The following is a 26944-nucleotide window of genomic DNA, read 5'->3' as shown; positions in this document are numbered from 1 at the left end:
GAAATTAAACCAATATAGAGAGTGAGAGGTGTCTATTTATGAAAAAGGGTTGGTTGTTTACGCTGCTCGTTGTATTGTCTGTGGTGCTTGCAGCATGCGGGGGTAATAAAACAGCGGAGAATGCGGGTGCAAGTACAGGAACAGGTTCAGAGGCCAATGCGGGGGCAGCACATTCCAATGAGGAGATTGTTATTAAACATCAACTTGGCGAAACCAAAGTGAAGAAAAATCCGCAAAACGTGGTGGTGTTTGACTATGGCGTGCTGGATACCCTGGATCAGTTGGGCGTAGAAGTTGCCGGTGTTCCCCAAGAAGGCGTTCCTCCATATCTGGAAAAGTATAATGATGCCAAGTACACCAACGTTGGTGGCTTGAAAGAAGCCGATTTTGAAAAGGTAAATGCCATGAGTCCTGACCTGATTATCATCTCGGGACGTTTGGCCGATTCATATGAAGAATTGAGCAAGATTGCACCGACCATTTATATGGCGGTAGACACCGAGGATTACATGAATTCCCTGACGGAAAACGTGAAGACACTTGGTGAAATTTTCGGCAAGGAAGCTGAAGCAGAACAAGCGTTGACTACCATTGAAGCCTCTGCTCAAGCCTTGAAAGACAAAGTAACGGCTGCAGGCAAAAACGCACTGATCGTGTTGACAAATGAAGGCAAACTGAGCGCATATGGTGCAGGCTCCCGATTTGGAGTCATTCATGACGTATTTGGTTTTAAACCAGCAGACGCCAATATTGAAGTGTCAACTCATGGACAGAGCGTTTCCTTTGAATATGTGATGGAGACTAATCCGGATTACCTGTTTGTGGTAGACCGCAGTGCAGTGGTTGCAGGTAGTGGGGAAGCAGCTCCAGCTAAACAGGTCATTGAGAATGATCTGGTTAAGAATACAACAGCGTACAAAGAAGGACATATCGTGTACCTTGACCCGAACTACTGGTACTTGTCCGGTGGCGGCCTGGAATCCATTCAGGAAATGATCAAGGAAGTGGACGCAAGCGTCAAATAACGGAAGTATATAACAGCAACGTATTGGAACTGAGAAGAAGGATCTCTGCGAACGCAGGGATCTTTTTTTGTTTTCCTGAAGACGGAAGGAAGCATGGATTTTTGTAAATCGTCCACATAATTCCCGTTCATTTGGCACAAGCTACCTTGTATAAAAAAGAGCGGAGGGACGGACATGGCCGACAGGACAACAGGAAAAGAAGCTGCCTCAAACGCAGCCGAAAAAAAATATATCCCCTTGGGGCTGCCATCTCCGCCCATATTGAAGCAGCCCATCGGATTGACACATGAGAGCCATATGCTTGCCCTGGAAGACATTTTCTCTGACAGTTCGGATGTGGTGTTCCGCAATGTCATGATATCCCCTGAAGTTCAGGGACTTCTGGTGTATATCGAAGGGATTGTCAATTCGGCTGATATTCAGGACCATATGCTCCGTCCGCTGATTCGGGGACTGATCGAGCAGCGTACCGATGAACCTGACGTCCCCATCGATGATACCCGGATTGCGTTAACTCAGGTGAAAAAGGTGGACTCCTGGGCTGAAGCAGCTGATGGTGTGCTGGAAGCGTCGGCACTCTTGCTGATTAATGGAAGCCGGGATGCCTGGCTCTTTAATGTCAAAGGCGGCGTCCGCCGGGGAGTAGAGGAACCCCAAACCGAATCGGTTATTCGGGGGCCTCGTGAAGGATTTACGGAGACACTTCGTGTAAATACAGCTCTCATCCGGTTCAAGTTAAAGAATTCGTCGCTCAAGATGTTGAGCATGACCATCGGGACAGAGACCAAGACCAATGTGGTGCTGACCTATCTGGATGACATTGTGGATCCCAAACTGATCAAGGATGTCAAAAAACGCCTGAATAAGATCAAGATTGATGGGATTCTGGAAACGGGATATATCGAGGAATTGATTGAAGATCATCCGTATTCTCCGTTCCCACAGATGCATTATACGGAACGACCCGATACGGTCGTGGGGAACCTGCTGGAGGGCCGCTTTGCCATTCTGGTGGACGGCAGCCCGTTTGCCCTGATTGGTCCGGTTACCATGTGGCAGATGCTGCAGGCCAGTGAGGACTATTATGAACGGTTCTTTATCAGTAATCTGGTACGATGGATCCGGTTTCTGTTCGTGGCGATCGCATTGTTTTTGCCAGCACTGTATATCGCCATTACAACCTTCCATCAGGATATGCTTCCGACAACGCTGATCCTGAGTATTGCCGGAGCCAGGGAAGCCATTCCGTTCCCCGCTCTGGTGGAAGCTCTTATTATGGAACTTTCATTTGAAGCCTTGCGTGAAGCAGGGGTCAGGTTACCGAAGACGGTGGGTCAGGCCGTCAGCATTCTGGGTGCACTCGTAATTGGGCAGGCCGCGGTTCAGGCCGGGATTGTATCGGCGCCCATGGTTATCATCGTATCCATGACAGGTATTGCATCGTTTACCATCCCGCGCTTTAACTTTGCTATCACGGTTCGCTTGCTGCGGTTTCCCATCATGCTTCTTGCCGGAGCGCTTGGGTTGTATGGGATTGTGGTTGGATTGGTGTTGATCTCTGTGCATCTGACGCAAATGACCTCTTTCGGTGTACCGTATCTGTCAGGTCTTAGTCCTTATAACAGAACGGATACCAAGGATATTGTGATTCGTACACCTTGGTGGAAGATGATCAATCGTCCTTCTACGGTGCATCGGGATCAGAAGCGTATGAATGCCAAGATCAATGGTTCGCCAGAAGCTGAGGAGGGATGGTAAGCTCATGCATTTCATGCATAAGTATCGCACCGTGGTGCTGCTTTTCCTGTGTACCCTCCTGTTATCAGGCTGTTGGGATCGCGAAGAGATTAATGATATTGCATTTGTGATTGGAATTGCAGTGGACAAGGAAAAGCAGGATTATAGGACAAGTTTGCAAATAGCGTTACCTGGTCAGTCTGGCGCTTCCGGAAGTGAAGGTGGCGGGGGAGGGACAAGCGGGGACAAATCCTGGTTCATGCTGTCCACGACAGCCAAAACGTTTCGCGGGACCTCGCTAGAAGGGCAAAAGGCCTTATCCCGGCGTCTCTATTATGCTCATCGTCGTACGCTGCTGATCGGAGAGGACCTGGCCAGGGAAGGCATTGCTCCGATGCTGGACCTATTAACCAGATATCCGCTGAACCGCCTGTCAGCCATGCCAGTCGTGACCAAGGGAGAAGCATTTAAGGTTCTTGATACAGACGCACCTATTGAAAAATTCCCTTCGGAGATGGTACGGGAGCTATGCTTCCTCAATATGCGGCATCCGCGTTCGCTCAAATTGTTTATAGACTCCATTCTTGCCGACGGCATAGATCCCTTTCTCCCGATTGCTTCCGTTGCGGAAAATGTACCCAAGAATTGGAAGGATGTCAAAACCAATATCAAGCTGGATGGACTAGCCATTTTCAAAAAGGACAAACTGGTGGGAATGATTGAAAAGGCTCCTGCGGATGCTCTTATTTTGGCGATGGGTGAAGCCAATACGCCAGAGGTAATGATTAAAGCTCCAGAAGGAGAGGGGACGTTGTTCCTGAAGCTGAACGAAAACAATTCTTCGTTCCAGCCGCATATTCGTAATGACAAAGTGAGTGTCACGATTCAACTATACGCCAAGGGAGTTTTGGTGGATAACGAATCGAATTACGGCGATCTGCGGGAACGTGAGATTTTGACGCTTAACGAAGCTTTTCACAAAAAAGTGAAGGAAGATATCGAGGAGGGCGTAAGGCTGCTCCAGCGTAAGTATAATGCCGATATTTTGGGGCTTGGTCGGTCCATCCATCAGCAGATGCCAAAAGAATGGGACAGGATCAAGGACCGTTGGTATGACATATATCCAAATATGGAGGTTGTGGTAGAGCCCCATATCATCATAGAGAATGTAGGTATTACTAATAAACCGATTGGATTGACTGAGGAGGAGATCGTCCATGATTAAGCCGCTCGTGTTTACTTACCTGGCGATGGTCATCATCGTCATTATCATGGATTTTAAGCATCTGAAGCAGGCGGCGGCGATCAACCGTTGGTTATCTTATGTGGTGATAGCAGGCAGTACCGGAATTTGGTTCTATGTTACCCATTTAAGCAAAACGTTCTTTATTACGGTTTGGCTGACCCATTGGATTCAGCGAAATTTGCCGCTGCCATAGATGTTTGTTTGTTGTTTATCGTCTTCCGGTTGAGTAGGCAGAAAGGAGGTATTTGATGAATCAGGGAGTGACTAGCCGGCAGCTTACGCTGCTGATCTTGCTGATGAGTGTAACAGGTACGCTGATTCAACCCCATGCACAGGCCATTTTCTATGCCGAACAGCATGCCTATCTATCCTATATTCCTGTGTTTTTAGTTATATTTGCATCCATGTGGATGTTAAATCGTGTCCAGAGCCGATTCCCCGATCAGGACCTGTTTGAGTCTTTGACCGAAAGATTTCCCTTCCTGGGCCGGGTGACGGGCTTAATGTATATCATGTTTTTTCTTTTGATATTTGCCCGTGACATCCGGCTGATCGGTGACTACGTAAGTATAACCTTGCTCGAGACGACGCCCATATCCATTATCGTGTTGTCTCTCTTGTTCATGGCTGTGTTTATCGTGAGAGGAGGACTGGGTTCCTTAATTGGGATGTCTGAGCTGTACATTACCTTGTTTCTGCTCAACTCGGTCATTGTCCCGTTCATGTTAATTCAACAAGTTAACCTGGATAATCTGATGCCGTACTTTGATATTGATGTAGCAGGTGTAGGCAAGGGAAGCTGGTACATCTTGTCCTTCTTTGGAGAGATGATTGCACTGCCTTTTGTAGTTAAGGGAAGCGACTTTCGTTTCAAACCGATAACATGGGGAATAACGATCGGTGCCTTGCTGATGATGCTGATTATGATCGAGACCATTACCTCCATTGGTGTGCCGATTGCGTCGAGGCTGGTATACCCGTCATACGAACTTGCCAGACAGCTGCAGGTAAGTGACTTTCTGGACCGGTTTGACTTGGCCCTAGCTGCAGCTACCCTGCCTACCATGATTACGAAGATTGGGTTTGACCTGTACTTTATCTGTTGGGGTCTGAAACGGATGATTCCCAAGTTATCTGGTAAGCTGATGACGGGTCCAATTGCACTGTTAGGATTCGTATGTGCATTTTGGTTTTTCAAGAATGCGATTCAACTGTTCCGCTTCACGCGGGAATGGACATGGATTGCCATTCTGTTTGAAGTTCTCTTTCCCATCATTCTTTTCGTGTTTCTCCGACCACGTAAAAAGGAAAGAGACTCTTCACGTCAAGGAGAGAAGCATCGTGAACCATCCAAAAAGCAGCATGAACAGGAGAAGAAAAGACGTGGTTCGGACCAGGAAGACGAAACTGGAAAGGATGACATGCAGGGGGGCGAGCTTCAGCCTTCCTGATGCCAATCATAAAAAATCGTTATAGAAGATCAGGCCAAATGACGTGAAACGTGGTTTCCCTCCATGAAACTACCCTGTATACTGTAGTCAAACGAATGACGTTCGGACGAACGAACTGGGGGGAAACATGAATGGCTCAACATTTGGCAGGTATACGTGTAGCACTGACGGGACCGCGTAAATCCAAGGAAATGGCGTTGTTAGTTGAGAAAATGGGTGGCATTCCACTCGTGCGGCCAGCACAGGGAACGGTATTCCTGGATGATCGGAACATACGTAATGGTCTCGTATCCTTAATCTCTGATCCACCCGATTGGGCAGTATTAACTACTGGCATGGGGCTCGATGCCATATTTGAAATGGCAGAGGATATGGACATAGCTGGTCAACTGCTGGATGTCCTGTCGGAAGCTTCAATTGCGGCAAGAGGATACAAAACGGTGAATGCACTTCGCAAGCGCAAGCTCGTACCGCTGGTCCGGGATGATGATGGCAGTACGGACGGGCTGATCCGCGAATTCGCGCCACATGATCTTGCCGGCAAGAAAGTCATGCTCCAGCTTCATGGGGAGACTGCGCCGAAGCTGGTCAACTGGCTGGAAGAACAGGGTGCCGAGGTAAGACAGGTTCTGCCTTATCGCCATGTACCGCCGGAAGAGGCTGAACTGGAACTGCTTTTGAATGAGATCGTGCAGCGTGAGGTTGATGCCGTAGCATTCACGAGCGGTCCCCAAGTAAGGTTTTTGGCAGCGTATGCGGCTTCCCAAGGCAAGCTGGAACAGATGCAGCAGGCCTTCCGGGACGGTGTCATTCCTGCATCTGTTGGCAAAGTGACTGCGAACGCCATGCGTGAAGAAGGGATTGAAGCACGAGTTGTTCCGGAGGAAGAAAAGATGGGAGCGCTCATCGTTGAGCTGGGACGATATATTGCTGCAGCACACGCAGATCAATCCTGATAAGCAGATCAGGACGTAGTCTAATATAGTATCTAGTAAGATTGTTATGAGGGTTTCTCATATGCATATCATAATTCAAGTTCTGATCGGTTCTGGATCAGAACTTTTTTTCTGTTTTGTCTGAAAATAGAATCAAGGACAAACATCATAAGCATGGACATTTTTTCCTGAGCGATGTTATGATGAAAGCAATATCATTCATGAAAACAAGCAAGGTGCTCTTGCGTCGAGCAAGAGGTAACAGGGAATCGGGTGCAAATCCCGAGCGGTCCCGCCACTGTAATGGTGAAGCCCTTTTCATCCAGGTCACTCGTACATTCGGGGAAGACAGAAAAGGAAGCTGATGATCCAGAGCCAGGAGACCTACCTTGCATGTGTCACCGAACCCTTCGCGGAAAGGAGTGGTGTACGAAGAATCAGGAAACGGGCGAACAACCGGTTCGCCTGGCAGGCCCTTTGCGGCCATGCAGCCACAGGTCTATCCTCTATAGGGCCGTGGACTGTCTTCTTGAGTGTACGTACATGCGTATCCCATCCGTTATAAGGATGGGATTTTTTTGTTTTTTTACAGTCGATCTGGAACTGGATTTAATCGAACATGCCGCGAAGAAGAAGGTCGGTCAAGCCGTCCTTTTTCACTGTTTTGGAATAGCCGGGATAAGAAGGTTGAGCTGCACGGAGCAACTCAATAATCAAGAGCTCGCTACAGACAACGGCTAAAGTAGCGATGATATAGATGTGGTTGGCGTGTTAAGGGTGAACAGGGAGATGGAGGAGGAGAAGCAATGCAGAGTCAAGGAAAGCTGCTGATTATCGGATTTGGCCCAGGAGCGATGGAGCATATCACCACACGGGCATTGGAGGCACTTCGGGAGAGTGAGGTCATCATTGGTTATAACACTTACGTTGATCTGATTCGTCCACTCCTGGACGGACAGGAGATTGTACGGACAGGCATGACCGAGGAAGTAAGCCGGGCACAGGAAGCGGTCAGACAGGCCGAGATGGGCAAAATCGTTGCAGTAATCTCCAGTGGCGATGCAGGTGTATATGGCATGGCCGGATTAGTGTATGAGGTGCTGATGGAGCAAGGCTGGAAGCCGGAAACGGGCGTTGGCGTTGAAGTTATCCCGGGTGTATCTGCCATTCAATCCTGTGCTTCCTTGCTCGGTGCACCCGTGATGCATGATGCATGTACGATCAGTCTGAGTGACCACCTTACGCCATGGGAGACGATTATTCGCCGTGTTGAAGCAGCAGCATCAGCTGATTTTGTCATTGCTCTGTACAACCCTCGCAGTGGACGCCGGACACGCCAGATCGTGGAGACGCAGGAGATGCTGCTGCGGTACCGTAGTCCTCAGACACCCGTGGGGCTTGTAAAAAGTGCCTATCGAGAACGTCAAGATGTTGTGATGACCACGCTGGAAGACATGTTGAATCATGATATCGGCATGCTTACGACTGTGATCATTGGTAACTCCTCGACCATGATGTACGAAGGACTCATGGTCACACCGCGCGGATATCAGCGCAAATACACGCTGAATACCGTGGAACAGCCGCTCAGACCGCATGAGCGGCTCCGCACGGAAGCTGAGCCTTGGTCGCTCGGTGCGATGGAGGCCCGCTCTGCCGCTTCCGCCGATGCAGCAAGCGCGGCCCGCGATACGCAGATCGCGCAGCCGGCTGCGGAACCAGCCCTGCGCGGCGCTAGCGCCAGTACGGGCATGGGCCCGCAAGGGCAGCAGGGCGCTGGCCTGCCTGCTGCTCAGCCAGCGGGCGGCAGCACCGCGGTGCTTGCAGCCGAGCGGCCTGCAGCGGTCGAAGGCGCACCTCGTGCTGTCTTGGCGGTGCCGCATGCTGGTCCAGCCGAACTGGCTGCCGAAGCACTGACGCGGCTTGCGGCAGGCGGCAAGCTCGCTGGCGAGGCGGCCAGCCGCTGGCTGGATACAGCCGGGTTAGGCGTGCCAGCCGCGACGCCGCAGACTGCAGGGGCAGCTGCTGTGCGGACAGCACCTGAGCCGGGACGCAAGGCACCGCTGTTCGAGATTGGCGTGTCGCCTGGCGTCGGCAACAAGAAGTTTACCGCAGCCCAGATGGCGCTGCTGGCACAATGCGCGAGTGAAGAAGGCGAGCTGGAATACACGCCGGAGCATCAGATTATTTTGCGGGTACCGACCTTTGAGCCGGATCAGCTGGTAGAAGAACTGCGTGCAGCGAATTTCATCGTGGTGCCGATCGGTGACGTTATCAAGGTGAAGGCCTGTGACTTCTGCAATATGGAGAAGGATGATGCTGTTCCGATGGCCAATCATTTGCAGGCTGTTATAGGCGGACTTAGTGCGCCGAAAGAGACCAGTGTGGCTCTGAATGGCTGCGGCATGGCGTGTTATGGCGCCGTGCTGGAGGACATCGGTATCGTCTACCGCAAGGGCGGATACGACCTGTTCCTTGGCGGCAAGAAGTTCGGACGAAACGCTCACCCTGCCCAGCCGGTAGCCGAAGGGATTCCAGGTGATCAGATTGGCGGGGTTGTGGAGCGAATCGTAGCGGAGTACAAGGAAAAAGGACACCCCAATGAGAGGTTCCATAAATTTTTCAAACGCGTTGGAGTAATCCAAGGCTTCCGTCACGTCGATGCGCCTGTGACCGTGGAAGTAAACCCGGTATGCGGCGACTAGGATTCGCGCCAGTTTTGTTATCGTCTTAATATTTTCTATCCAATGTGTGTAGTTATAGCGGAAAAGTTCATCGCACTTTTATATAGATCGAAATGATGGGGTAACCAGGTTACCCTTCGTGAAAGGCTCGTTTACCAAGTAAGCACAACCTAAAATTGAGATGCCTGGTCTATGGATCAGGCGGGGGAGGAAGAAGCCATGATGAATGCCATTTTGCTGGTTGGACACGGCAGCCGTGATCCAGAGGGAAACCGGGAGTTAATGGAGTTTGCACGAGCGGTAGCGGAGAAAGCGCCGGAGAATACCGTGGTAGAGACCTGTTTTCTAGAATTAACAAGACCGAGCATCGCCGAAGGGGTTACGGCTTGTGTAGATAAAGGGGCAACGCGCGTCGTATTGGTGCCGATTATTTTGTTTGCTGCGGGCCACGCCAAAATTGATATCCCGAATGCCATCGACCGGGCCAAGATCCGTTATCCGCAAGTGGAATTCGTATATGGGCGTCCGATTGGCGTACATGAAAAAGTCGTACAAATTATGCAGACCCGTCTGCAGGAAGCACAGCCTGTCCTTGTTACCGCCAAGCAAGGCGGCGCAGCAGTGGCGGCTCCACCCGCTCCTGTTACGGATGAAGAGACAGCCGTACTTGTCCTTGGACGGGGAAGCAGTGACCCAGATGCCAACAGTGACTTTTTCAAAATGACCCGGATGTTATGGGAGAAGCTACCGTACAAATGGGCCGAAAGCAGCTTTATCGGCGTGACGCAGCCTTCATTCCCGGATGGATTGCAGCGTTGTCTCCTGCTCGGGGCGAAGAAAATCGTCATCATGCCTTATTTCCTTTTCACAGGGGTGCTGATCAAACGGATTGATGAGATGACCGCAGAATTTGCTGCGGCACATCCGGAAGTTCAGGTAGAGATCGGTGGATATTTTGGATTCCATCCGAAATTGGTGGAACTGGTATTGGAACGCGCGAACGAAGGATTGAATGGACGGGTAGCGGCCAACTGTGACAACTGCCAATTCAGACTTGAGGCTGCCAAACATCACCACCATCACCATGATCACGATCATCATCACGACCACGACCACGATCATGACCACCATCACCATCATCATGATCATGCACATGATCACAGCCATGACCATCATCATCATGACCAAGACCATGGACACAGTCACGATCATCACGCCCATGATCACGAGCACCACAATGAGGAGCATCATACTCACGAACATGCCGTGAGCAGCCGTGAAGCATCGCTGGATTATCATCATGACCACGACGGAGAACTTCACCATTCGCATCATGACCACGAAGGTGCGTTACATAATCAAGATGAAGAGGGCGGAGACGGAGAGAACATCTCACTAGAAGATGCAGGGCATGCTCAGATCGCAGCTGCTTCGGAGCGGGTGAACCGTCCATGATTTTGATGTTATGCGGTACAAGTGATGCGCGGGAATTGGCTGTACAGATTCAGCAGCAGGGGATGGACGTACTCACATCGGTTGTAACTGAGAGTGCAGCGCACAGTCTGTCCGAGGCGGGGCTGCCGGTTCGAACAGGCAGGCTGACGATAGAGGCAATGGTCCAGCTTGTCCGTGAAAAAGGTAGCCGTGCCATAGTGGATGCAAGTCATCCCTTTGCGGAAGAGGCCCATGCCAATGCCATGGAAGCAGCTAGACAGGCAGAAATTCCTTATATCCGTTACGAGCGGACGGGACTTGCCTACGATGACCATCCGCTGCTTCATGTCGTGCCTTCCTATGAGGAAGCAGCTCTTAAGGCAAAAGAACTCAAAGGTTCTGTCATGTTAACGACTGGAAGCAAAACGCTGCAGATTTTCACCAAGCATCTGCTCGGTGATCCTGATATTCGTCTCGTTGCCCGTATGCTTCCGCGTCTCGACAATATGGAGAAATGCGGTGAACTGGGTGTGGAACAGCGCAATATTATTGCGATGCAGGGGCCCTTTTCCCGTGAAATGAATGAAGCATTGTACAAGCATTATGCCACCACCGTGATGGTGACCAAGGAGAGCGGCAAGACCGGGGCTGTAGATGAGAAGATTCAATCTGCGCTGGAGCTTGGCATTCAGGTTGTATTGATATCCCGCCCAGAAGCTGAATTCGGAACGGTGTTTGATGAATTTGAAGGCGTACTCTCCGAGTTGAAGCGCGTATTGATGGAGTAGGACACCCGAATAGATCAAATTAGGATAGACCCATTTTGAATCATATTACGATTGAAGGAGTGAGTGCATATGGATTTCAAAACGGAATTTAAACCTTTAACTGTACAGCCTCAGGAGATTGAGGGGAAAAGCTTCGAGATGATTACCGAGGAGCTGGGTGAGCACCCATTCACGGAAGAACAATATCCCGTTGTACAGCGTGTCATTCATGCCTCAGCTGACTTCGAACTTGGCCGCAGCATGGTGTTTCATCCGGATGCCATTCAGGCAGGAATTGCAGCCCTTCGTGCAGGACAATCCGTTATTGCCGACGTACAGATGATCCAGGCTGGAGTAAGCAAGGATCGTATTCGCGGGTTCGGTGGAGATGTGCACGTGCATATTTCCGACCCAGATGTGATGGAGGAAGCGAAGCGATTGAATACAACGCGGGCCATCATCTCGACTCGCAAAGCAACCAAGGCCTACGATGGCGGAATTTATGCCATCGGTAACGCACCGACAGCATTGCTTGAGCTGATCCGTTTGGTAAAAGAAGGCGAAGCCAAGCCAGGCTTGATCATTGGTATGCCTGTCGGATTCGTGTCCGCAGCCGAATCCAAGGATGAGCTGCGCAAGCTGGACATCCCGTTCATCACGAACATTGGCCGCAAAGGCGGCAGTACCATCGTGGTAGCTGCGCTGAACGCGATCTCACTGATGGCAGTGAAGGATTAGTCGCTGTTTCAGTCTAAACTGAGCGTATCTAGAGCGTACCTAGCAGGGAGTACAAGGGCAGTACTAACGAACATCAAGAGCCTTATTTCGCAGATAATCATGAGTTTTAAACTCTAACGAACCTGAGTGAAGCTATTCTGCTCAAAGATGCCAAAAACGGTGGAGGCATCGAATTCCTGGTGAAATAGCATCGCTACGATTCGTTAGATTTTCAGTGTGTGGAAATCGGCTCGAATAGCACTTCCTGAGTTCGTTAGAGAATAGCAATCATCAACTAAACCGGAGCGAATGTTGGAGCATGCAGGGTATAAAGTGTATGAGGTAGATTCAATCCTTAAACATCGCTCAATTGCTAAATTGTGATGGCATGAACCGTAAACTTGGTAACTACATTCCAAGCTATCTGCTAGTAGCATGGAATGTCCAGTTACCCATAATAAACCTCATGACATTGTTTAGCTCATGAGGTTTGATCACGAACTTTGTTAGGTATGCAAAGACGCAGGGAGTAGCGAAGGGGACGGAATCGATTCTGTAGAAGCGACAGCGTTCGCCTTTGTCTCCGGAATTCTCCCTATACATAAGGGAATCAAAGAAATCTGGAGACAACAGCGATCGGAAGAACGATCCGTACCCGTAGCGGCTACCCCATAGTTTTCGCATACGCGGTGAGCCAAGTGTCATCTACTATGTAATGTGATAAGAAAGGACGGGAGGTTCAAAGCCATGGAAAAGAAACGCATGAAAAGCGGGGAAGCACCCGATCCGGACAAACCGATGCGTTCCGGTTTCACCACTGGAGCCTGCGCTACGGCCGTTGCCAAGGGGGCCACGCAAATTCTGTTAACCGGGGTTACCCCTGCACAGGCTGTGGTTTCATTGCCCGCGGGCTTTGACCACTCGTTCGAACTGATCGAGCAGGAACTGATGACGGACGGCACGGCTACCTGTGCCACCATCAAAGATGCCGGGGATGATCCGGATGCTACGCATCTGGCGAAGATCATCGCACATGTATCCTGGCGGGAGGAGCCTGGTGTGGAGCTGGATGGCGGCATCGGGGTAGGTCGTGTGACCAAACCCGGCTTGCCTGTTCCTGTCGGCGAAGCTGCGATTAATCCCGTTCCGCGCCGCATGATTACCGAGGCCGTGACCCAGGTGCTTGCCGAACATGGGACAGCCAGAGGTGTGAGGGTCGTCATTAGCGTGCCGGACGGCGAAGAGATTGCCAAGAAGACGCTGAATTCGCGTCTCGGCATTTTGGGCGGCATCTCCATTTTGGGCACACGTGGCGTGGTCGTTCCATTCTCCACCTCTGCATACAAAGCAAGTGTGGTACAAGCCATTTCAGTTGCGCAGGCATCTGGCTGTGATCACATTGTGCTGACGACAGGCGGCAGCAGTGAGAAATATGCGATGAAAATGATGCCCGAATTGCCCGAAGAAGCCTTCATTCAGATGGGTGACTTTGTCGGGTTCGCCATCAAACACGGGAAACGACTGGGCATGAAGCGCATCAGCCTGGTGGGGATGCCGGGCAAATTTGCCAAAGTGGCCCAAGGGGTCATGATGGTGCACTCCAAGAGTGCGCCGGTGGATTTTGGATTTCTTGCGTCCGTGGCCCGCGAGACCGGGGCTGGAGATGAACTGGCGCAAGCGATCGAGGAAGCCAACACGGCGACTCAAGTGGCCGACATGATGACTGAGGCGGGTTATTTGCCCTATTTTGAAAAGCTATGTACATATGCCTGTAGGCACTGCCTGGAGCATGCCGGAGGCGGGGTAACGGTCGAAGTGGTATTGGTCACGATGAAAGGAATGGAATTGGGGAGGGCGGAAATCAGTGAACTGGACGACAGCAGCTGGAGCAAAGAATCATAGAATCCGTATCATCGGCGTAGGTGAAGAAGGTGCGGCAGGATTGACGGCGGATAGCCTGAATCTGATTCAGGAAGCGGATGTACTGGTGGGCGGTGAACGTCAGCTGCAGTACTTCCCTGCATTTGCGGGAGAGAAACACACGATTAAGAGTGGATTAAGCGACTTGGTTGTGAAAATAAAAGCGCTGCAGGACACGCACAACATCGTTGTGCTTGCCTCGGGAGATCCGCTGTTCTACGGCATCGCCGGGTATCTTGCGCGCAAGCTGGGCCCGGATCAACTGGAGATCCGGCCTAATCTCAGTTCGCTGCAGCTGGCATTCGCCAAGCTTGGCGAGAGCTGGCACGACGCCGTGCTCGAAAGCGTGCACGGACGTCCGCTCAAAGGCCTTGCACAGCGCATTAATGGGCAAGCCAAAATTGCGCTGCTCACGGACGAGCATAACAGCCCCGCTGCGGTTGGGGCTTATCTGCAGAAGTTCGGCATGACCGAGTATGATGCCTACGTTGCCGAGAACCTCGGCGGGCCAGACGAGCGTGCCCGCCATTACACCCTGGACGAACTGGCGGCAGCTGAATGCAGCCCGCTGAACGTCGTTATTTTGCTGCGCCGCAAGGATGCGCCTGCGCCGCGCAAAGGGTTTGGGTTTGCAGATGAGGAATTCCATCAGCGCAAACCGGAGAAGGGCCTGATTACCAAGCGCGAGGTCCGCGCCTTCAGCTTGTCTGAGCTGCGGCTTGGCGAGGACAGCATCGTGTGGGATATCGGCGCAGGTTCCGGCTCGGTGGCGGTGGAGTGCACGCGGCTGGCGCCGCGGGGCCAGGTTTTCGCCATCGAGAAGAACGAAGGTGACCTCGTGAACATCGAGGCCAACCGGATCAAATTCCGGACAGACTTTACCGTCCTTCATGCCAAAGCACCAGCAGGGCTGGACGAACTACCGAATCCGGATGCGGTGTTCATTGGCGGCAGCGGCGGCGAGCTCGCGCAGCTGATCGCCCTATGCGCGTCCCGGCTGCGCCCCGAGGGACGCATCGTCGTGAATGCAGCGACAATCGAGACGCTGCATGACAGCATGAAGGCCATGCGCGATGCAGGCATGGACGCCTCCGTGACACTGCTTCAGACGGCGCGCAGCAAGCCGATTCTGAACATGACCCGTTTTGACGGATTGAATCCGATCTACGTGATCACAGGCCAGCATTCCGTGACAGAGGAAGCGGTAGCCGGAGCGGAAGAATGACTTTTCAAGGACAGGACAAGGGGGAAAACAACATGAGTACGGCAGCAGTAGGTACGCTGTATGGCGTGGGAGTCGGGCCGGGAGACCCGGAATTGATTACGGTGAAGGCATACCGAATGATCCGGGAGTGTCCGGTGGTGGCATATCCCAAGAAACGCAAAGGCGGCAAATCGTATGCTCACGAGATCGTGGAACTGTATGTTAACCCGGAAGAGAAAGAGATGCTCGGCCTGATCTTTCCGATGACCAAGGACCCGGTTGTCCTTGAACGGGAGTGGGGCAAAACCGTAGAAGCCTGCTGGGGTGCGCTGAAGGAGGGTAAGGATGTGGCCTTTGTAACTGAAGGCGATCCGAATCTGTACAGCACCTTCATTCATCTGGCAAGGCTGATGCGTGAACTGCATCCCGAGGTACCGATTGCTTCGATTCCGGGAATCTCATCTGTACTGGGCGCCGCAGCTGCACTGGATATCCATCTGGCAGACGGCGATGAGCAGGTGGGCATTATCCCCGCGACTGCCGATAAGGAAGCGATGCGTCAGGCAATTGAGCATCACGATACGATTGTGTTTATCAAAGTGGCGAAGGTTCTTGACCCGATGCTTGAACTGCTGGACGAGATGGGTCTCGGCGGCAAAGCCTCGGTAGTCACCAAAGTCACTTCTCCATATGAACTGGTCTGGCGCGATGCCCGTGAACTGAAAGGGCAGGAGCTGGAATATCTGAGCCTGATGGTGGTGAGCAAATGAAAACGCTGGAACCGAAAGTATATATCGTAGGTGCAGGCCCGGGTGACCCCGAACTGATTACGGTGAAGGGCTCGAACATTTTGAGAAATGCGGATCTGGTCCTGTACACAGACTCCCTCGTGAACGATGAACTGATAGCGACGGCAAAACCTGAAGCAGAAGTGCTGCAAAGCTCCGGCATGGATCTGGAGCAGCAGGTTGAACTCATGTGTGAAGCCACTCGTGCAGGCCGCAGTGTAGCTCGTGTGCATACCGGTGATCCGGCGATGTACGGCGCAATTTTGGAACAGATGGTACTGCTGAAGCAGCAGGGCGTGGAGTATGAGATTATTCCGGGTGTTAGCTCGGTCTTTGCTTCGGCGGCCGCCCTCGGAGCGGAATTAACTGTACCGGAACTGACGCAGACGGTTATTCTGACACGCGCAGAAGGACGCACACCAGTGCCTGAACGCGAGAAGCTGCGTGATCTGGCGTCACATCACTGTACGGTGGCCCTCTTCCTGAGTGCTACGCTGGCGAAAAAGGTCGTGGTTGAATTCCTCGCCGCAGGGTGGAGCGAAGATACACCGGTGGCGGTCGTGCAGCGGGCGACTTGGCCGGATCAGAAAATTGTACGGACCACGCTCGCCAATCTGGCTGCCGATCTGCGTGCCGCTGGTATTACGATGCATGCGATGATTCTGGCAGGCTGGGCACTTGATCCCGATCTCGTGAACCGGGATGCCCATCGTTCCAAGCTGTATGACAAATCCTTCACCCATGGTTATCGCAAAGGAGTGAAGTCCTGTGAGTAATCCGTTTGCAGCCGTGGCTATCACGAAGCATGGCGTGGAGATGGTACGCCATCTGGCTGGACAATTCCAGGGTACGGATGTGTATTACATGAGCAAGTTCGCTCGCGGGGACGAAGAGGAGCTGGGTTATCAGCTGTTCGAAGGCTCGGTGAAGCTGATTCTGCCGGATCTGTTCAAGCGATACAATGGCATCATTCTATTTATTTCGCTGGGAGCGGTAGTCCGCATGATCGCTCCGATTCTGGTGGACAAAAAAGTGGATCCTGCCGTGCTGGTCATTGATGACCGCGGAGAGAATGTCATCAGTGTCCTGTCCGGCCATCTTGGCGGTGCGAATGAACTGACTCGTCAGGTTGCGGAAGTACTCGGTGCACGCGCAGTAATTACAACCGCTTCGGATGTGCAAGGAACAATCCCGGTAGACATGTTCGGACGGGAGCTGGGCTGGATCGTGGACAGCTTCGACAAGGCCACGCCAGTCAGTGCAGCAGTTGTTAACGAGGAGCCGGTTGCGCTGATTCAGGAGACGGGAGAACGGAACTGGTGGCGATATAACAAGCCTGTACCGGATCATATCCGCGTCTTCAGCAGCATGGAGGAAACCGAGTCATTTCCATTCAATGCGGCACTTGTGATCAGCGACCGCCTGCTCACGGAAGATGAACAGACACGTTTTCTGACAAATGGGGTGTTGTATCGACCGAAGAGCCTCGTGCTGGGCATGGGCTGCAATCGCGGCACATCTATGGAAGAACTGGAGCAGGAGATGCTCACCACATTGGAAGAGCTGTCTCTTTCAGTGAAAAGCGTACGAAACGTAGCGACGATTGATCTGAAAAAGGATGAAGAAGGCCTGATGGGTCTATGCGCCAAATACGGCTGGGAACTTGTGACGTATACGCCAGCCGAGCTGAATACCGTCAAGCTTCCAAATCCATCGGAGACGGTATTTAAATTTACTGGAGCTTACGGTGTGAGCGAGCCAGCGGCATTACTGTCTTCCGGAGCAGACCACTGGCTGCTGGAGAAGAAAAAGAGCGGGAACCTGACGATTTCCGTAACGCGAATCCCTTTTGACTAAACTATATTTGGAATCATGCGCTTCACGAGATGAAGCCATTATCGCTGATTTAAGCCGCATCGTTTATTGGTGCGGTTTTGTTATATCGAAGAAAGGTGGGAATGGATCATGACCATTTCAAATCAACATGCCAGACCACGGCTGATCATAGCCGGAACGGGGAGCGGTGCAGGAAAAACAACCGTGACCCTGGGCCTGATGAAAGCCCTGGCCCGGAGCGGAATGAGCGTACAGGGCTTCAAATGCGGGCCGGATTATATTGATCCAACCTATCATACGGCTGTAACGGGCAGAGCATCGCGAAATCTGGATGCGTGGATGACCTCCCCGGAGTACGTAAAAGAAGCATTTGCCAAAGCGTCAGCGGGACACGATATTTCTATTATTGAAGGTGTCATGGGATTGTATGATGGCAAAGATCCCTTAAGCAACACAGGGTCTACTGCGGAGATTGCTCTCGTTACACAGACTCCGATCATTCTGGTCGTGGATGTTCGCAGCATGGCTCGCAGTGCAGCAGCGATCGTGCTTGGTTTTCAGCAGCTGGAGCCTGAGCTTAACATCGCTGGTGTCATCGTCAATCGCTGCGGAAGTGCCGGCCACTACAGTATTGTGAAGAAAGCCATTGAGCAGATGTGCGGCATTCCTGTGGTCGGATGGCTGAAACGGGAGGAAGACATGTCGATTCCCGAGCGTCACTTAGGGCTGGTCCCTGCCATTGAACGGGGAGAATTGGAGCCTCTATTCGAGCGGGCTGCGGACGCGTTGCAGGAAGGCACCGATCTGGATGCGGTTATTGCCATAGCGAAGGCTGCACCTGCCATAGAAGAAGAGTTAATCTTGAACCATGAGGATATTTCAAGGCAAAACCCACATCCAATGTCGATCGTTGCCCATTTGAAGTGCAGCGAAGACAGTACGTCTGGCGAGTGTGATGAACGCAGAACTTCGTCCAGTCCGGTAATAGCTGTTGCCCGGGATGCGGCGTTTAATTTCTATTACCCGGATAATCTGGAGCTGCTCGAAGCAGCAGGAGCCCGATTGAAGTACTTCAGCCCGCTCGCAGGGGAAGACATACCGTCTGAGGCAGATGGCATTTATCTTGGCGGGGGCTTTCCGGAGGAGTTTGCGGCATTGATCGCAGATAACGTCTCGTTTCTGGAGGGACTGCGTGAGGCCGTTCGCAGTGAGATGCCTTTGTTTGCGGAATGCGGAGGTTATATGGTGCTCGCGGAGACATTAACAAACCGGGAAGGGCTAACGTATAACATGGCAGGGATTATACCTGCTCAAGTACAGATGCAAGCGAAGCGTGCAGCACTTGGATATCGTGAGGCCAGAGCTGTAGAGGATTCCTTTTTGTTGAAAAAAGGAGAGGTGATCCGGGGCCATGAATTTCATTACTCTACCATGACCTACCAAGAGGAAGGCGACATTCCCTATGCTTATGAGACTAAGGGATTACGGGGCATGAAACAGGAGGGATATGCCAGAGGTAACGTTGTAGCCGGGTATACCCATGTTCATCTTGCTTCTCATCCGGGTGCAGCAGGGAGATGGGTGCAGCATTGTCAGTCATACCGACTGAGAAGAAGTGGTCAGCATATATAAGTGTAGATTTATCAAATGAAGTGACAGAAGAAAAGAGAATCCTGCATTCATCACATCATGAGACTTTGGTCGTGAAGTTGAGCATTCCTGTTTACATTTAAAGGTTTTTGCCTGACCATGTGGAATGAATTAAAAGACAGCGTAGCCTGGATAAGGAGGGGAAGCATGGTGAAAACCGTATGTGTGACCGGGGCAGCCCGGGGACTTGGATTGGCACTGACAGCACAAATGCTGAAGAGAGGATATACGGTGTATGCTGCGGGCTTAGACATGGAGGATTCTGAGGGGATTCGTCTGCTCTTGCAAGCTTATCCGAAGCATCTTCGGGTCATTGAGCTGGATATTGCCGATGATCTGTCCGTTGCGCTGTTTACCGAAACGATCAAACTGGATACAGTTCGTCTGGATATGCTGATCAATAATGCGGCTATACTAGGGAATATTACGGATCATGTCCGCGGGCCATTAAACTTTGCCGAAATGGCGGAGGTATTCAACGTGAATACGCTGGGTTCGCTGCGTGTAACTCACGCATTGCTGCCCCTCCTTCTTGCGGGCGCGGGCAAGCTGATTGTGGACATCTCATCGGAGGCGGGCAGTATTGAGCAGTGCGACAGACATGGCTGGTTCGCTTACTGCATGTCCAAATCTGCACTAAACATGCAGGCTAGGCTTGTGCATAATGGGATTAAGGATGAAGGTGGGCAGGTCATGCTGATACATCCCGGGTGGGTGCAGAGCTATATGAGCGGTGAATTGAACACAGCCGCAGACCTTACGCCAGAACAATCGGCACAGCATATCGCAGCACTTATTGACCGCCACAAGGAGTTTATGGGAGATCAGCCTGCCTATGTAGACTATAAGGGGGACGAGCTTCCCTGGTAATCTTGTTACAGCTTTAACATGAAAGGAGTTTTATTAATGGACCATCGTAAAAAGGCGTTGTTGCTCGGCGATTATACACATCCGGACTGGCATCCGCTGCAGGATGTTGACGCAGAGATCAGCCGTATTTTTCATGATAGCATGACCGTGCAGTGCAGTGAGAATCGCAATATGCTGCTGCAGGAGAACATATCGGGATTTGATGTGTGTATTTCATACATGGACGATTGGAAGGGGAAAGTCTCTCCTCAGCAGACAGCTGGATTGCTGTCGTATGTGAGCAATGGAGGCGGACTGGTTATTCTACATAACGGAATTTCGCTTCAAAATCGTTATGAACTCAAGCAGATGATTGGTGCGAAATTCCTGCATCATCCACCGTATGGACCGCTGGAGTTTACCGTAACGGATCATAAACACCCTGTGACCGAGGGGATTACCGGATTCACCATGGAAGAAGAGCCTTATCTGTTCGAGTTCGGATCATTCGCCGAAACCACGATTCTGCTTGAATACCAGACTGAAGACGGACCTAAGCCTGCGGCTTGGGCACATACCTATGGACTGGGCCGGATTGTATACCTCATGCCAGGACATCATGTGCCTTCTTTTGCACACGAATCCTATCGCCAGCTGATTTTGCAGGCAGGCAAATGGGCAGCACGATACGTGTAACCTGATCGCTTATTTGTTGTGCTGGGTATAAAGGGTATAATATAGAAATCAATGAAGAGGAGGATGACAAGAATGAGCGATTTGTTCAAAAAGGCGATCTCATTAGGGTTGGGTCTTACCGTCGTAAGTAAGGAAAAAATTGAAAAAACCGTAGACGATCTGGTCAAACGCGGGGAACTTGCGCCAGGTGAATCCAAAGCCTTGGTCGAGCGTCTAATGGAACGAGGCGACGAAGAGCAGGGTCAGCTCAAGCGAGTGATTCATGAGCAGGTCAAGCGGGTGCTTCAGGAAGTAGGCGTACCTTCGGAGAGTGATGTGACCAGTCTGGAACAGCGCGTTGCTGTACTGGAGAAAAAGCTCGCCGAACTGGGTCAAACACCACAAATGCAACCAGATGTATCCCCAGCTCCACTTGAAGTTCCTCCTCCGCACAAAGGAAACGAGATCGAGTAGATGGCTGTGCGAATTAAACATGTCGGCAGATACCGGGAAATTGCCATGGCGCTGGTGCGTCATGGCTTCGGTTATATGGTCGAGGAACTGGGGCTGTTCCAGCTGCTGGCCATACCCCGGCGGTGGATGTCACGTGAAGCACACACGACCAAAACGCTGAGTGAACGGATCAGGCTTGTGCTGCAGGAGCTGGGGCCGGCTTTCGTGAAGCTGGGGCAATTGGCAAGCACAAGGGCGGATCTGCTGCCTGAGCCGGTCATCCGTGAACTGGTGAAGCTGCAGGATCAGGTGCCCCCTTTCTCTTCGGAAACGGCACGGGGGATTTTGGAACAGGAATTGGATACACCGCTGGAAGAGATCTTTTCCCGGTTCGAGGATACCCCTGTGGCTGCAGCCAGCATTGGGCAGGTGCATCTGGGCAAGCTTCGAAGCGGAGAGGCCGTCGCCATTAAGATCCAGCGTCCCGGCATCTCACGGATTGTGCAGCGAGATTTGGATATTTTGCGTGAGCTGACGGCGATGGCGGAGAAGCGATGGGACTGGGTGAAGCAGTACCAGATTCCGCAGATGGTAGAAGAATATGCCCAGGCGCTGATGGCTGAGCTGGATTATACCGTCGAGGGGCGGAATACCGAGAAGATCGCACAGCAGTACCAGCAGGATAACAAGGTCAAAATCCCGCTAATTTACTGGGATCAGACTTCCTCGCGTGTGTTAACCATGGAATACGTGGAGGGCATCAAACTGAATGACCGTGACGAACTGGTCAGACGTGGACATGACCTGAATGACATCGCCCAGCGACTGGTGGATTCCTTGTTGAATCAGATCTTTATTCATGGTTTCTTCCATGCCGATCCGCATCCTGGCAATCTAATGGTGTTAAAAGACGGACGACTGGCATTTATTGATTTCGGCATGGTTGGCACTCTGAGCGATGAGATGAAGCAGCATCTGGCTTCGCTCATCATCGGGTTGATGCGCAAGGATACAGACAGCATGATCCGGGCGATTGAGAAACTGGGCATGATGCCTGATGACATGGATCTCCGCGGCCTCCATCATGACCTGGACAAGCTGCGCAGTAAATACTATGATATTCCCTTTTCCAAAATCAGTGTGGGTCAGGCGCTTAACGATCTGTTCGGTGTCGCGCAGAGACACCGGGTCATTATGCCAGCCGACATCGTGCTGCTGGGGAAATCGCTGCTCACGATGGAAGGCGTGATCGAACATCTGGATCCATCGCTCAGCATTGTGGATATGGCGGAACCCTTCGGCCGGAAGCTGATCAAGGACCGGTTCAGTCCGGGTCGAATCAAGAATCGGCTGTTCCGCAGTGCGGCAGACCTGACTGAGAGTGTGATTGGACTGCCGGGGCAGCTCCGGCAGCTATCCTCCATTATCAGTAAAGGCAAGCTGCGGCTTGAGGTCAGCGTACCCGAACTGGACACGCTAATGCGCAGGCTGGACCAGATCAGTAATCGTCTGTCCTTCAGTATCGTGCTGCTCGCCTTTTGTATCATTATGGTCGGACTCATTATTGGTTCCTCAATCAGTCATCAGTCAACGATGCTGTGGGATATTCCGGTCATTGAGATCGGCTTTCTGGTTGCCATTCTGATGGTGGCCTTTCTGCTCTATTCCATTTTTAAATCGGGAAGATTCTAGTTACATTTAGGTAGGAAAGAGCTGTTAATGCTTCTTGGCGAAGGAGCGTTAACAGCTTTTTTTTGGTCTGGAAAATAATGCATCAACTCTAAAACAGATAAACAGAGCATGACCGAGATATATTATAAAAATAAGAGCAATTCAAGGATAATCTATCGTTTGCGAAGATATAGCCTGTTCGTATAAAAGGATCACCCTGTCTATAATAATAGGTCAGTACATAACGGACCCGGTCTTTCTGAGAGGGGAAGACCAGTGACATCAAGAGTCGGCTTCTGATGTCTTCTTAGCTCGAACCTGTGAATAATGTAACAGAATCATGTGGAACGCACTGGAACGGATTAAGCAGAATAGCTGCAGACTTCGGACATCCTTTACTCCGGATAAAGAGCTTCTTATATCAACACGTACAGGCCATGATGCGGAGGGAGTGTTCCGCTGTTTTGTGCTGCCCTGTCGGGGTTGGTCAGTGACGTGCCTAGCTGCTGCATTACAGGTAATCAACCCACGAGGTTAACGGTGTAGGAGGAACGGTAAGAACATATGAATACGTTAAAACAACAATGGTTTGGCAACATTCGCGGAGACGTGCTGGCAGGCATTACGGTAGCGCTGGCGCTGATCCCGGAAGCAATTGCCTTTTCCATCATTGCAGGTGTCGATCCGATGGTCGGATTGTACGCATCAATTACGATTGCAATTGTGATCTCGATTGCAGGCGGCAGACCGGGAATGATCTCTGCTGCTACGGGCGCCATGGCGGTGCTGATGGTTGGTCTCGTCAAGGATTACGGCGTGGAATACCTGTTCGCGGCCACGATATTGACGGGAATTATTCAGTTTATTTTGGGGATTTTTAAAGTTGGGAAGTTTATTACGTTTGTGCCGCACTCGGTACTTACCGGATTCGTAAATGCCCTGGCGATATTGATCTTCATGGCTCAGCTGACGCATTTTACAGGTGCGAACTGGATCATGTATGCAATGGTCGCAGGTACTCTGGCCATCATTTATATTTTGCCACGGTTTTTCAAAGGCGTTCCGGCCCCTCTCATTGCGATTATCGTCATGACGATTATTACGGTGGTGTTCCATCTGGATGTGAAGCAGGTAGGCGACATGGGGAATTTGACGAGTACCCTCCCGATGTTCCATCTGCCCAATATTGAGTGGTCCTTCAACACGCTGATGATTTTGCTGCCCTATTCATTCACGATGGCGCTGGTAGGTTTACTGGAATCCCTGCTGACCGCTACTATCGTGGATGAGATGACGGAGACCAAGAGCAGTAAAAACCGTGAGGTGCGCGGTCAAGGGATTGCTAACTTCGTTAACGGATTATTCGGCGGCATGGGCGGCTGTGCGATGATCGGACAATCCGTCATTAATGTGAAGTCCGGCGGCCGGGGTAGGCTGTCCACATTTACGGCAGGCGCCTTTCTGGCCATCCTGCTGCTGCTGCTCAGTGGAGTGGTAAAACAGGTGCCGATGGGTGCGCTGGTGGGTGTCATGTTTATGGTGTGTATCGGTACGTTTGACTGGAGTTCCGTCAAAAATATTGCACGTGTTCCACGCGCAGAGGCCTTCGTTATGGTAGTTACGGTTGTGATCGTCGTCATCACCAATGATCTATCCATCGGGGTACTGGTCGGCGTTGTGCTCAGCGCCCTGCATTTTGGGTGGAAACAGGCCAAGATTCGTGTTCATGCCAGCGAGGAGCAGGGTCAAAAGGTGTATCGTGTTAACGGTCCGTTCTTCTTCGGCTCTTCATCCCGCTTCGTGGATGAGTTTCATGCCGAGACGGATCCGGAGGAGATCACGATTGATTTTGGCGGATCACATATCTGGGATAACACGGCAGTTGTTGCCATCGGCAAGGTGAAGTTCAAATATGCGAAACTGGGAAAAACGGTGCATCTCCGAGGATTGAACGAGGAAAGCTCGCGTTTGCTGGAGAGAAGCGGGTTTGCGGTCTCACAGAGCCATGGTTAATGAAGATAAATGATCTCTGGAACATGAAATACAATAAAAGGGTGCCGGAACATGTCCGGTGCCCTTTTGTTTTGCTGGACAAACGTGTAAACTACACGGTATGGAGAAAAAGAGCAGGCGGACTGATTGCTTTTTGAAAATCCATTTCATGGGGAAGAATACATCGAAATGGGCTTATCTAAATGAACATACAGAGGTGTAACGATTGGCAAACTTTGAACAACTGGGCATTCGCCCGGAATGGTGCGAAATCCTGAAACATCAGGGGATCGCCGTGCCGACACCGGTACAGGAGCGCTCGATTCCCGTACTGTTAGGCGGACGTGACATTATTGCTGAGGCACAGACAGGTACAGGGAAAACGCTGGCTTTTTTGCTGCCGATTATTCAAAAAATTAACGTATCGGACCGCTCACCACAGGCATTGATTATCGCCCCTACGCGTGAGCTGGCTCTGCAAATTACAGAGGAAGCGAAGAAGCTGACGGCCAATGACGATAAGCTTCATGTGCTTGCTGTGTATGGCGGACAGGACGTGGAGAAACAGCTGCGTAAGCTGCAAAATGGGACTCAGATCGTCATCGGTACACCGGGGCGTCTTCTGGATCACCTGCGCCGTGGCACGCTGAAGCTGGATAATGTGAAGAAACTGGTGCTGGATGAAGCGGACCAAATGCTGCACATGGGCTTCCTGGACGATGTAGAAACCATTCTACGTGAACTGCCGCATAAACGTCAGACGATGCTCTTCTCGGCAACGATGCCGAAAGGTATTCGCAACCTGGCGAAGAATTACATGAAAGATCCCGAGGATGTAAAAGTATCTTCGAAATCGGTTATCCCAATCAATCAGATTCGTCAGCAGGTGCTGGAGTGTACGGATCGTGGCAAGTTCGATGCGCTTCGCGGCATGATTGATACGTATCGCCCGTACCTGGCGATTATTTTCTGCCGGACCAAGCGCCGTGCATCCAAGCTGAATGAAGATCTGCGCGAAGCAGGATACGAAAGTGACGAGCTTCATGGGGATCTATCCCAATCCAAGCGTGAGAATGTCATGAAAGCCTTCCGCGATGCAAAACTGCAAATCCTCGTGGCTACCGATGTGGCGGCACGCGGACTGGATGTTGAAGGTGTAACGCATGTATTCAACTATGACATTCCACATGATGCAGAGAGCTATATCCACCGGATCGGCCGTACGGGTCGTGCCGGAGGAACGGGTCTTGCGGTGACGTTTGCAACGCAGCATGACAGACCGGAGCTTGCACGTATTGAGGAAGGCACCAATCAGAAGCTGACCCGCATTCAGTGGACGAGCGAAGGTCCAGTGGCCTCCACCGGAGCAGCCAGACGTTCCATCAACAGTCAGGATAATGATGAACGTTCGGGTGGACGCTCTGCCGGAACAGGCAGTGCCCGTCGCGGCGCAGGCCGCAGCGGCCGGAGTGAAGGCGGCCGTGGAGGCCGTGGTTCCCGCGGCGGTGAAGGTGGACGCAGCGGTGGTCGTAGTGGCGGCCGCAGTGGCGACGAGCGCAGCGCAGGCCGTGGCTCCGCGCGCAGCAGCGACAGCAGTCGCGGTGCAGCAGGCCAAGGTGGCCGCGGCGGGCGCAGTGCAGGTCGCAGCGGTGATGAGCGCAGCAGCGGCTGGGCTGGCCGCAGTGCGGACAAGCGTAATTCAGGCGGGCGCGGGCCAGCCAAGAGTGACCGCCGTGATTCTCGTCGCGGACGGTAAGACCTTGTCGTCCGCGGCAGTGCAGCCGCGCTGGACGAGGAGTTTGACGCCATGCCTAGGATAACGGCATGGCGAGAATACGAGAGCACTCGGGCACTGATGTACCGAGTCCTCAATGAAGGGGCGCAACGTAATCTCGTTGCGGCCTTTTTTG

The 26944-nt window shown here is 51.8% G+C and carries 23 protein-coding genes and 1 riboswitch; all 23 genes read left to right on the top strand.

Annotation, left to right across the window (positions count from 1 at the left end; translation table 11 throughout):
• The first annotated feature begins 38 nt into the window (after positions 1-38).
• The 23 genes from CHH60_RS15905 (at position 39) to CHH60_RS15800 (ending at position 26790) form a co-directional block, all read left to right on the top strand.
• The gene (locus tag CHH60_RS15905) at positions 39-1025 is read left to right on the top strand and encodes a siderophore ABC transporter substrate-binding protein (RefSeq protein ID WP_095360057.1); all 987 of its coding nucleotides are present in this window, start codon (positions 39-41) and stop codon (positions 1023-1025) included.
• Between the two features lie 297 nt (positions 1026-1322).
• Positions 1323-2783 carry a spore germination protein gene (locus CHH60_RS15900; RefSeq protein ID WP_441339400.1) on the top strand — a complete coding sequence of 487 codons (1461 nt, stop codon included), beginning with the start codon at positions 1323-1325 and terminating at the stop codon, positions 2781-2783.
• Between the two features lie 4 nt (positions 2784-2787).
• Positions 2788-3987 carry a Ger(x)C family spore germination protein gene (locus CHH60_RS15895; RefSeq protein WP_176476081.1) on the top strand — a complete coding sequence of 400 codons (1200 nt, stop codon included), beginning with the start codon at positions 2788-2790 and terminating at the stop codon, positions 3985-3987.
• Complete coding sequence (locus CHH60_RS15890) at positions 3980-4201, top strand: hypothetical protein (RefSeq protein WP_095360054.1); 222 nt, start codon at positions 3980-3982, stop codon at positions 4199-4201. The genes CHH60_RS15895 and CHH60_RS15890 overlap by 8 nt, the downstream gene beginning before the upstream one ends.
• Before the next feature lie 55 nt (positions 4202-4256).
• Positions 4257-5459, top strand: a complete 1203-nt coding sequence (locus CHH60_RS15885; RefSeq protein WP_095360053.1) for a GerAB/ArcD/ProY family transporter — start codon at positions 4257-4259, stop codon at positions 5457-5459.
• Between the two features lie 131 nt (positions 5460-5590).
• Complete coding sequence (locus tag CHH60_RS15880) at positions 5591-6415, top strand: uroporphyrinogen-III synthase (RefSeq protein ID WP_095360052.1); 825 nt, start codon at positions 5591-5593, stop codon at positions 6413-6415.
• A gap of 196 nt (positions 6416-6611) precedes the next feature.
• Positions 6612-6800: riboswitch (cobalamin riboswitch) on the top strand.
• Between the two features lie 400 nt (positions 6801-7200).
• A complete protein-coding gene (gene cobJ, locus CHH60_RS15875) occupies positions 7201-9099 on the top strand; it encodes a precorrin-3B C(17)-methyltransferase (RefSeq protein ID WP_095360051.1) in 1899 nt (632 codons plus the stop codon).
• Between the two features lie 201 nt (positions 9100-9300).
• Positions 9301-10533 (top strand): sirohydrochlorin chelatase, encoded by a 1233-nt coding sequence (locus tag CHH60_RS15870; RefSeq protein ID WP_095360323.1) that lies wholly within the window; start codon positions 9301-9303, stop codon positions 10531-10533.
• Positions 10530-11300 carry a precorrin-6A reductase gene (gene cobK, locus CHH60_RS15865; protein WP_095360050.1) on the top strand — a complete coding sequence of 257 codons (771 nt, stop codon included), beginning with the start codon at positions 10530-10532 and terminating at the stop codon, positions 11298-11300. Before CHH60_RS15870 ends, cobK begins: the two co-directional genes overlap by 4 nt.
• A 69-nt stretch (positions 11301-11369) precedes the next feature.
• A complete protein-coding gene (locus CHH60_RS15860; protein ID WP_095360049.1) occupies positions 11370-12017 on the top strand; it encodes a precorrin-8X methylmutase in 648 nt (215 codons plus the stop codon).
• Between the two features lie 726 nt (positions 12018-12743).
• Positions 12744-13898, top strand: coding sequence for a cobalt-precorrin-5B (C(1))-methyltransferase (locus CHH60_RS15855; protein WP_095360048.1), 1155 nt, complete (start codon positions 12744-12746; stop codon positions 13896-13898).
• Positions 13861-15141, top strand: coding sequence for a precorrin-6y C5,15-methyltransferase (decarboxylating) subunit CbiE (cbiE, locus tag CHH60_RS15850; protein ID WP_255247951.1), 1281 nt, complete (start codon positions 13861-13863; stop codon positions 15139-15141). The genes CHH60_RS15855 and cbiE overlap by 38 nt, the downstream gene beginning before the upstream one ends.
• Before the next feature lie 32 nt (positions 15142-15173).
• Positions 15174-15890, top strand: a complete 717-nt coding sequence (cobI, locus tag CHH60_RS15845; protein WP_095291300.1) for a precorrin-2 C(20)-methyltransferase — start codon at positions 15174-15176, stop codon at positions 15888-15890.
• On the top strand, positions 15887-16684 hold the full coding sequence (gene cobM / locus CHH60_RS15840) for a precorrin-4 C(11)-methyltransferase (RefSeq protein WP_095360047.1): 798 nt from the start codon (positions 15887-15889) through the stop codon (positions 16682-16684). The genes cobI and cobM overlap by 4 nt, the downstream gene beginning before the upstream one ends.
• The gene (locus CHH60_RS15835) at positions 16677-17765 is read left to right on the top strand and encodes a cobalt-precorrin 5A hydrolase (protein WP_095360046.1); all 1089 of its coding nucleotides are present in this window, start codon (positions 16677-16679) and stop codon (positions 17763-17765) included. The genes cobM and CHH60_RS15835 overlap by 8 nt, the downstream gene beginning before the upstream one ends.
• Positions 17766-17873: 108 nt before the next feature.
• Entirely contained in the window at positions 17874-19376 is a 1503-nt protein-coding gene (locus CHH60_RS15830; protein ID WP_095360045.1) for a cobyrinate a,c-diamide synthase, read from the top strand.
• A gap of 165 nt (positions 19377-19541) precedes the next feature.
• Positions 19542-20264 carry an SDR family NAD(P)-dependent oxidoreductase gene (locus CHH60_RS15825; protein WP_095360044.1) on the top strand — a complete coding sequence of 241 codons (723 nt, stop codon included), beginning with the start codon at positions 19542-19544 and terminating at the stop codon, positions 20262-20264.
• Between the two features lie 36 nt (positions 20265-20300).
• A complete protein-coding gene (locus CHH60_RS15820) occupies positions 20301-20939 on the top strand; it encodes a ThuA domain-containing protein (RefSeq protein ID WP_095360043.1) in 639 nt (212 codons plus the stop codon).
• 72 nt (positions 20940-21011) lie between these two features.
• A complete protein-coding gene (locus CHH60_RS15815) occupies positions 21012-21392 on the top strand; it encodes a phasin family protein (protein WP_095360042.1) in 381 nt (126 codons plus the stop codon).
• Complete coding sequence (locus CHH60_RS15810; protein ID WP_095360041.1) at positions 21393-23063, top strand: ABC1 kinase family protein; 1671 nt, start codon at positions 21393-21395, stop codon at positions 23061-23063.
• Between the two features lie 543 nt (positions 23064-23606).
• Positions 23607-25055, top strand: coding sequence for a SulP family inorganic anion transporter (locus tag CHH60_RS15805; RefSeq protein ID WP_095360040.1), 1449 nt, complete (start codon positions 23607-23609; stop codon positions 25053-25055).
• The gene (locus tag CHH60_RS29815; RefSeq protein ID WP_176476080.1) at positions 25055-25192 is read left to right on the top strand and encodes a hypothetical protein; all 138 of its coding nucleotides are present in this window, start codon (positions 25055-25057) and stop codon (positions 25190-25192) included. Before CHH60_RS15805 ends, CHH60_RS29815 begins: the two co-directional genes overlap by 1 nt.
• 68 nt (positions 25193-25260) lie before the next feature.
• Positions 25261-26790 carry a DEAD/DEAH box helicase gene (locus CHH60_RS15800; protein WP_095360039.1) on the top strand — a complete coding sequence of 510 codons (1530 nt, stop codon included), beginning with the start codon at positions 25261-25263 and terminating at the stop codon, positions 26788-26790.
• Positions 26791-26944: the final 154 nt, after the last annotated feature.

The organism is Paenibacillus sp. 7523-1 (assembly GCF_002276415.1).
In the GTDB taxonomy this organism is placed as follows: domain Bacteria; phylum Bacillota; class Bacilli; order Paenibacillales; family Paenibacillaceae; genus Paenibacillus; species Paenibacillus illinoisensis_A.
This window is presented reverse-complemented; position numbering and strand designations above follow the sequence as displayed.

What these genes read in the sequence shown, in the direction of transcription:
- CHH60_RS15905 (WP_095360057.1), top strand. Translation starts at nt 39, where the DNA reads ATGAAAAAGGGTTGGTTGTTTACGCTGCTCGTTGTATTGTCTGTGGTG.
- CHH60_RS15900 (WP_441339400.1), top strand. Translation starts at nt 1,323, where the DNA reads ATGCTTGCCCTGGAAGACATTTTCTCTGACAGTTCGGATGTGGTGTTC.
- CHH60_RS15895 (WP_176476081.1), top strand. Translation starts at nt 2,788, where the DNA reads ATGCATTTCATGCATAAGTATCGCACCGTGGTGCTGCTTTTCCTGTGT.
- CHH60_RS15890 (WP_095360054.1), top strand. Translation starts at nt 3,980, where the DNA reads ATGATTAAGCCGCTCGTGTTTACTTACCTGGCGATGGTCATCATCGTC.
- CHH60_RS15885 (WP_095360053.1), top strand. Translation starts at nt 4,257, where the DNA reads ATGAATCAGGGAGTGACTAGCCGGCAGCTTACGCTGCTGATCTTGCTG.
- CHH60_RS15880 (WP_095360052.1), top strand. Translation starts at nt 5,591, where the DNA reads ATGGCTCAACATTTGGCAGGTATACGTGTAGCACTGACGGGACCGCGT.
- cobJ (WP_095360051.1), top strand. Translation starts at nt 7,201, where the DNA reads ATGCAGAGTCAAGGAAAGCTGCTGATTATCGGATTTGGCCCAGGAGCG.
- CHH60_RS15870 (WP_095360323.1), top strand. Translation starts at nt 9,301, where the DNA reads ATGAATGCCATTTTGCTGGTTGGACACGGCAGCCGTGATCCAGAGGGA.
- cobK (WP_095360050.1), top strand. Translation starts at nt 10,530, where the DNA reads ATGATTTTGATGTTATGCGGTACAAGTGATGCGCGGGAATTGGCTGTA.
- CHH60_RS15860 (WP_095360049.1), top strand. Translation starts at nt 11,370, where the DNA reads ATGGATTTCAAAACGGAATTTAAACCTTTAACTGTACAGCCTCAGGAG.
- CHH60_RS15855 (WP_095360048.1), top strand. Translation starts at nt 12,744, where the DNA reads ATGGAAAAGAAACGCATGAAAAGCGGGGAAGCACCCGATCCGGACAAA.
- cobI (WP_095291300.1), top strand. Translation starts at nt 15,174, where the DNA reads ATGAGTACGGCAGCAGTAGGTACGCTGTATGGCGTGGGAGTCGGGCCG.
- cobM (WP_095360047.1), top strand. Translation starts at nt 15,887, where the DNA reads ATGAAAACGCTGGAACCGAAAGTATATATCGTAGGTGCAGGCCCGGGT.
- CHH60_RS15830 (WP_095360045.1), top strand. Translation starts at nt 17,874, where the DNA reads ATGACCATTTCAAATCAACATGCCAGACCACGGCTGATCATAGCCGGA.
- CHH60_RS15825 (WP_095360044.1), top strand. Translation starts at nt 19,542, where the DNA reads ATGGTGAAAACCGTATGTGTGACCGGGGCAGCCCGGGGACTTGGATTG.
- CHH60_RS15820 (WP_095360043.1), top strand. Translation starts at nt 20,301, where the DNA reads ATGGACCATCGTAAAAAGGCGTTGTTGCTCGGCGATTATACACATCCG.
- CHH60_RS15815 (WP_095360042.1), top strand. Translation starts at nt 21,012, where the DNA reads ATGAGCGATTTGTTCAAAAAGGCGATCTCATTAGGGTTGGGTCTTACC.
- CHH60_RS15810 (WP_095360041.1), top strand. Translation starts at nt 21,393, where the DNA reads ATGGCTGTGCGAATTAAACATGTCGGCAGATACCGGGAAATTGCCATG.
- CHH60_RS15805 (WP_095360040.1), top strand. Translation starts at nt 23,607, where the DNA reads ATGAATACGTTAAAACAACAATGGTTTGGCAACATTCGCGGAGACGTG.
- CHH60_RS29815 (WP_176476080.1), top strand. Translation starts at nt 25,055, where the DNA reads ATGAAGATAAATGATCTCTGGAACATGAAATACAATAAAAGGGTGCCG.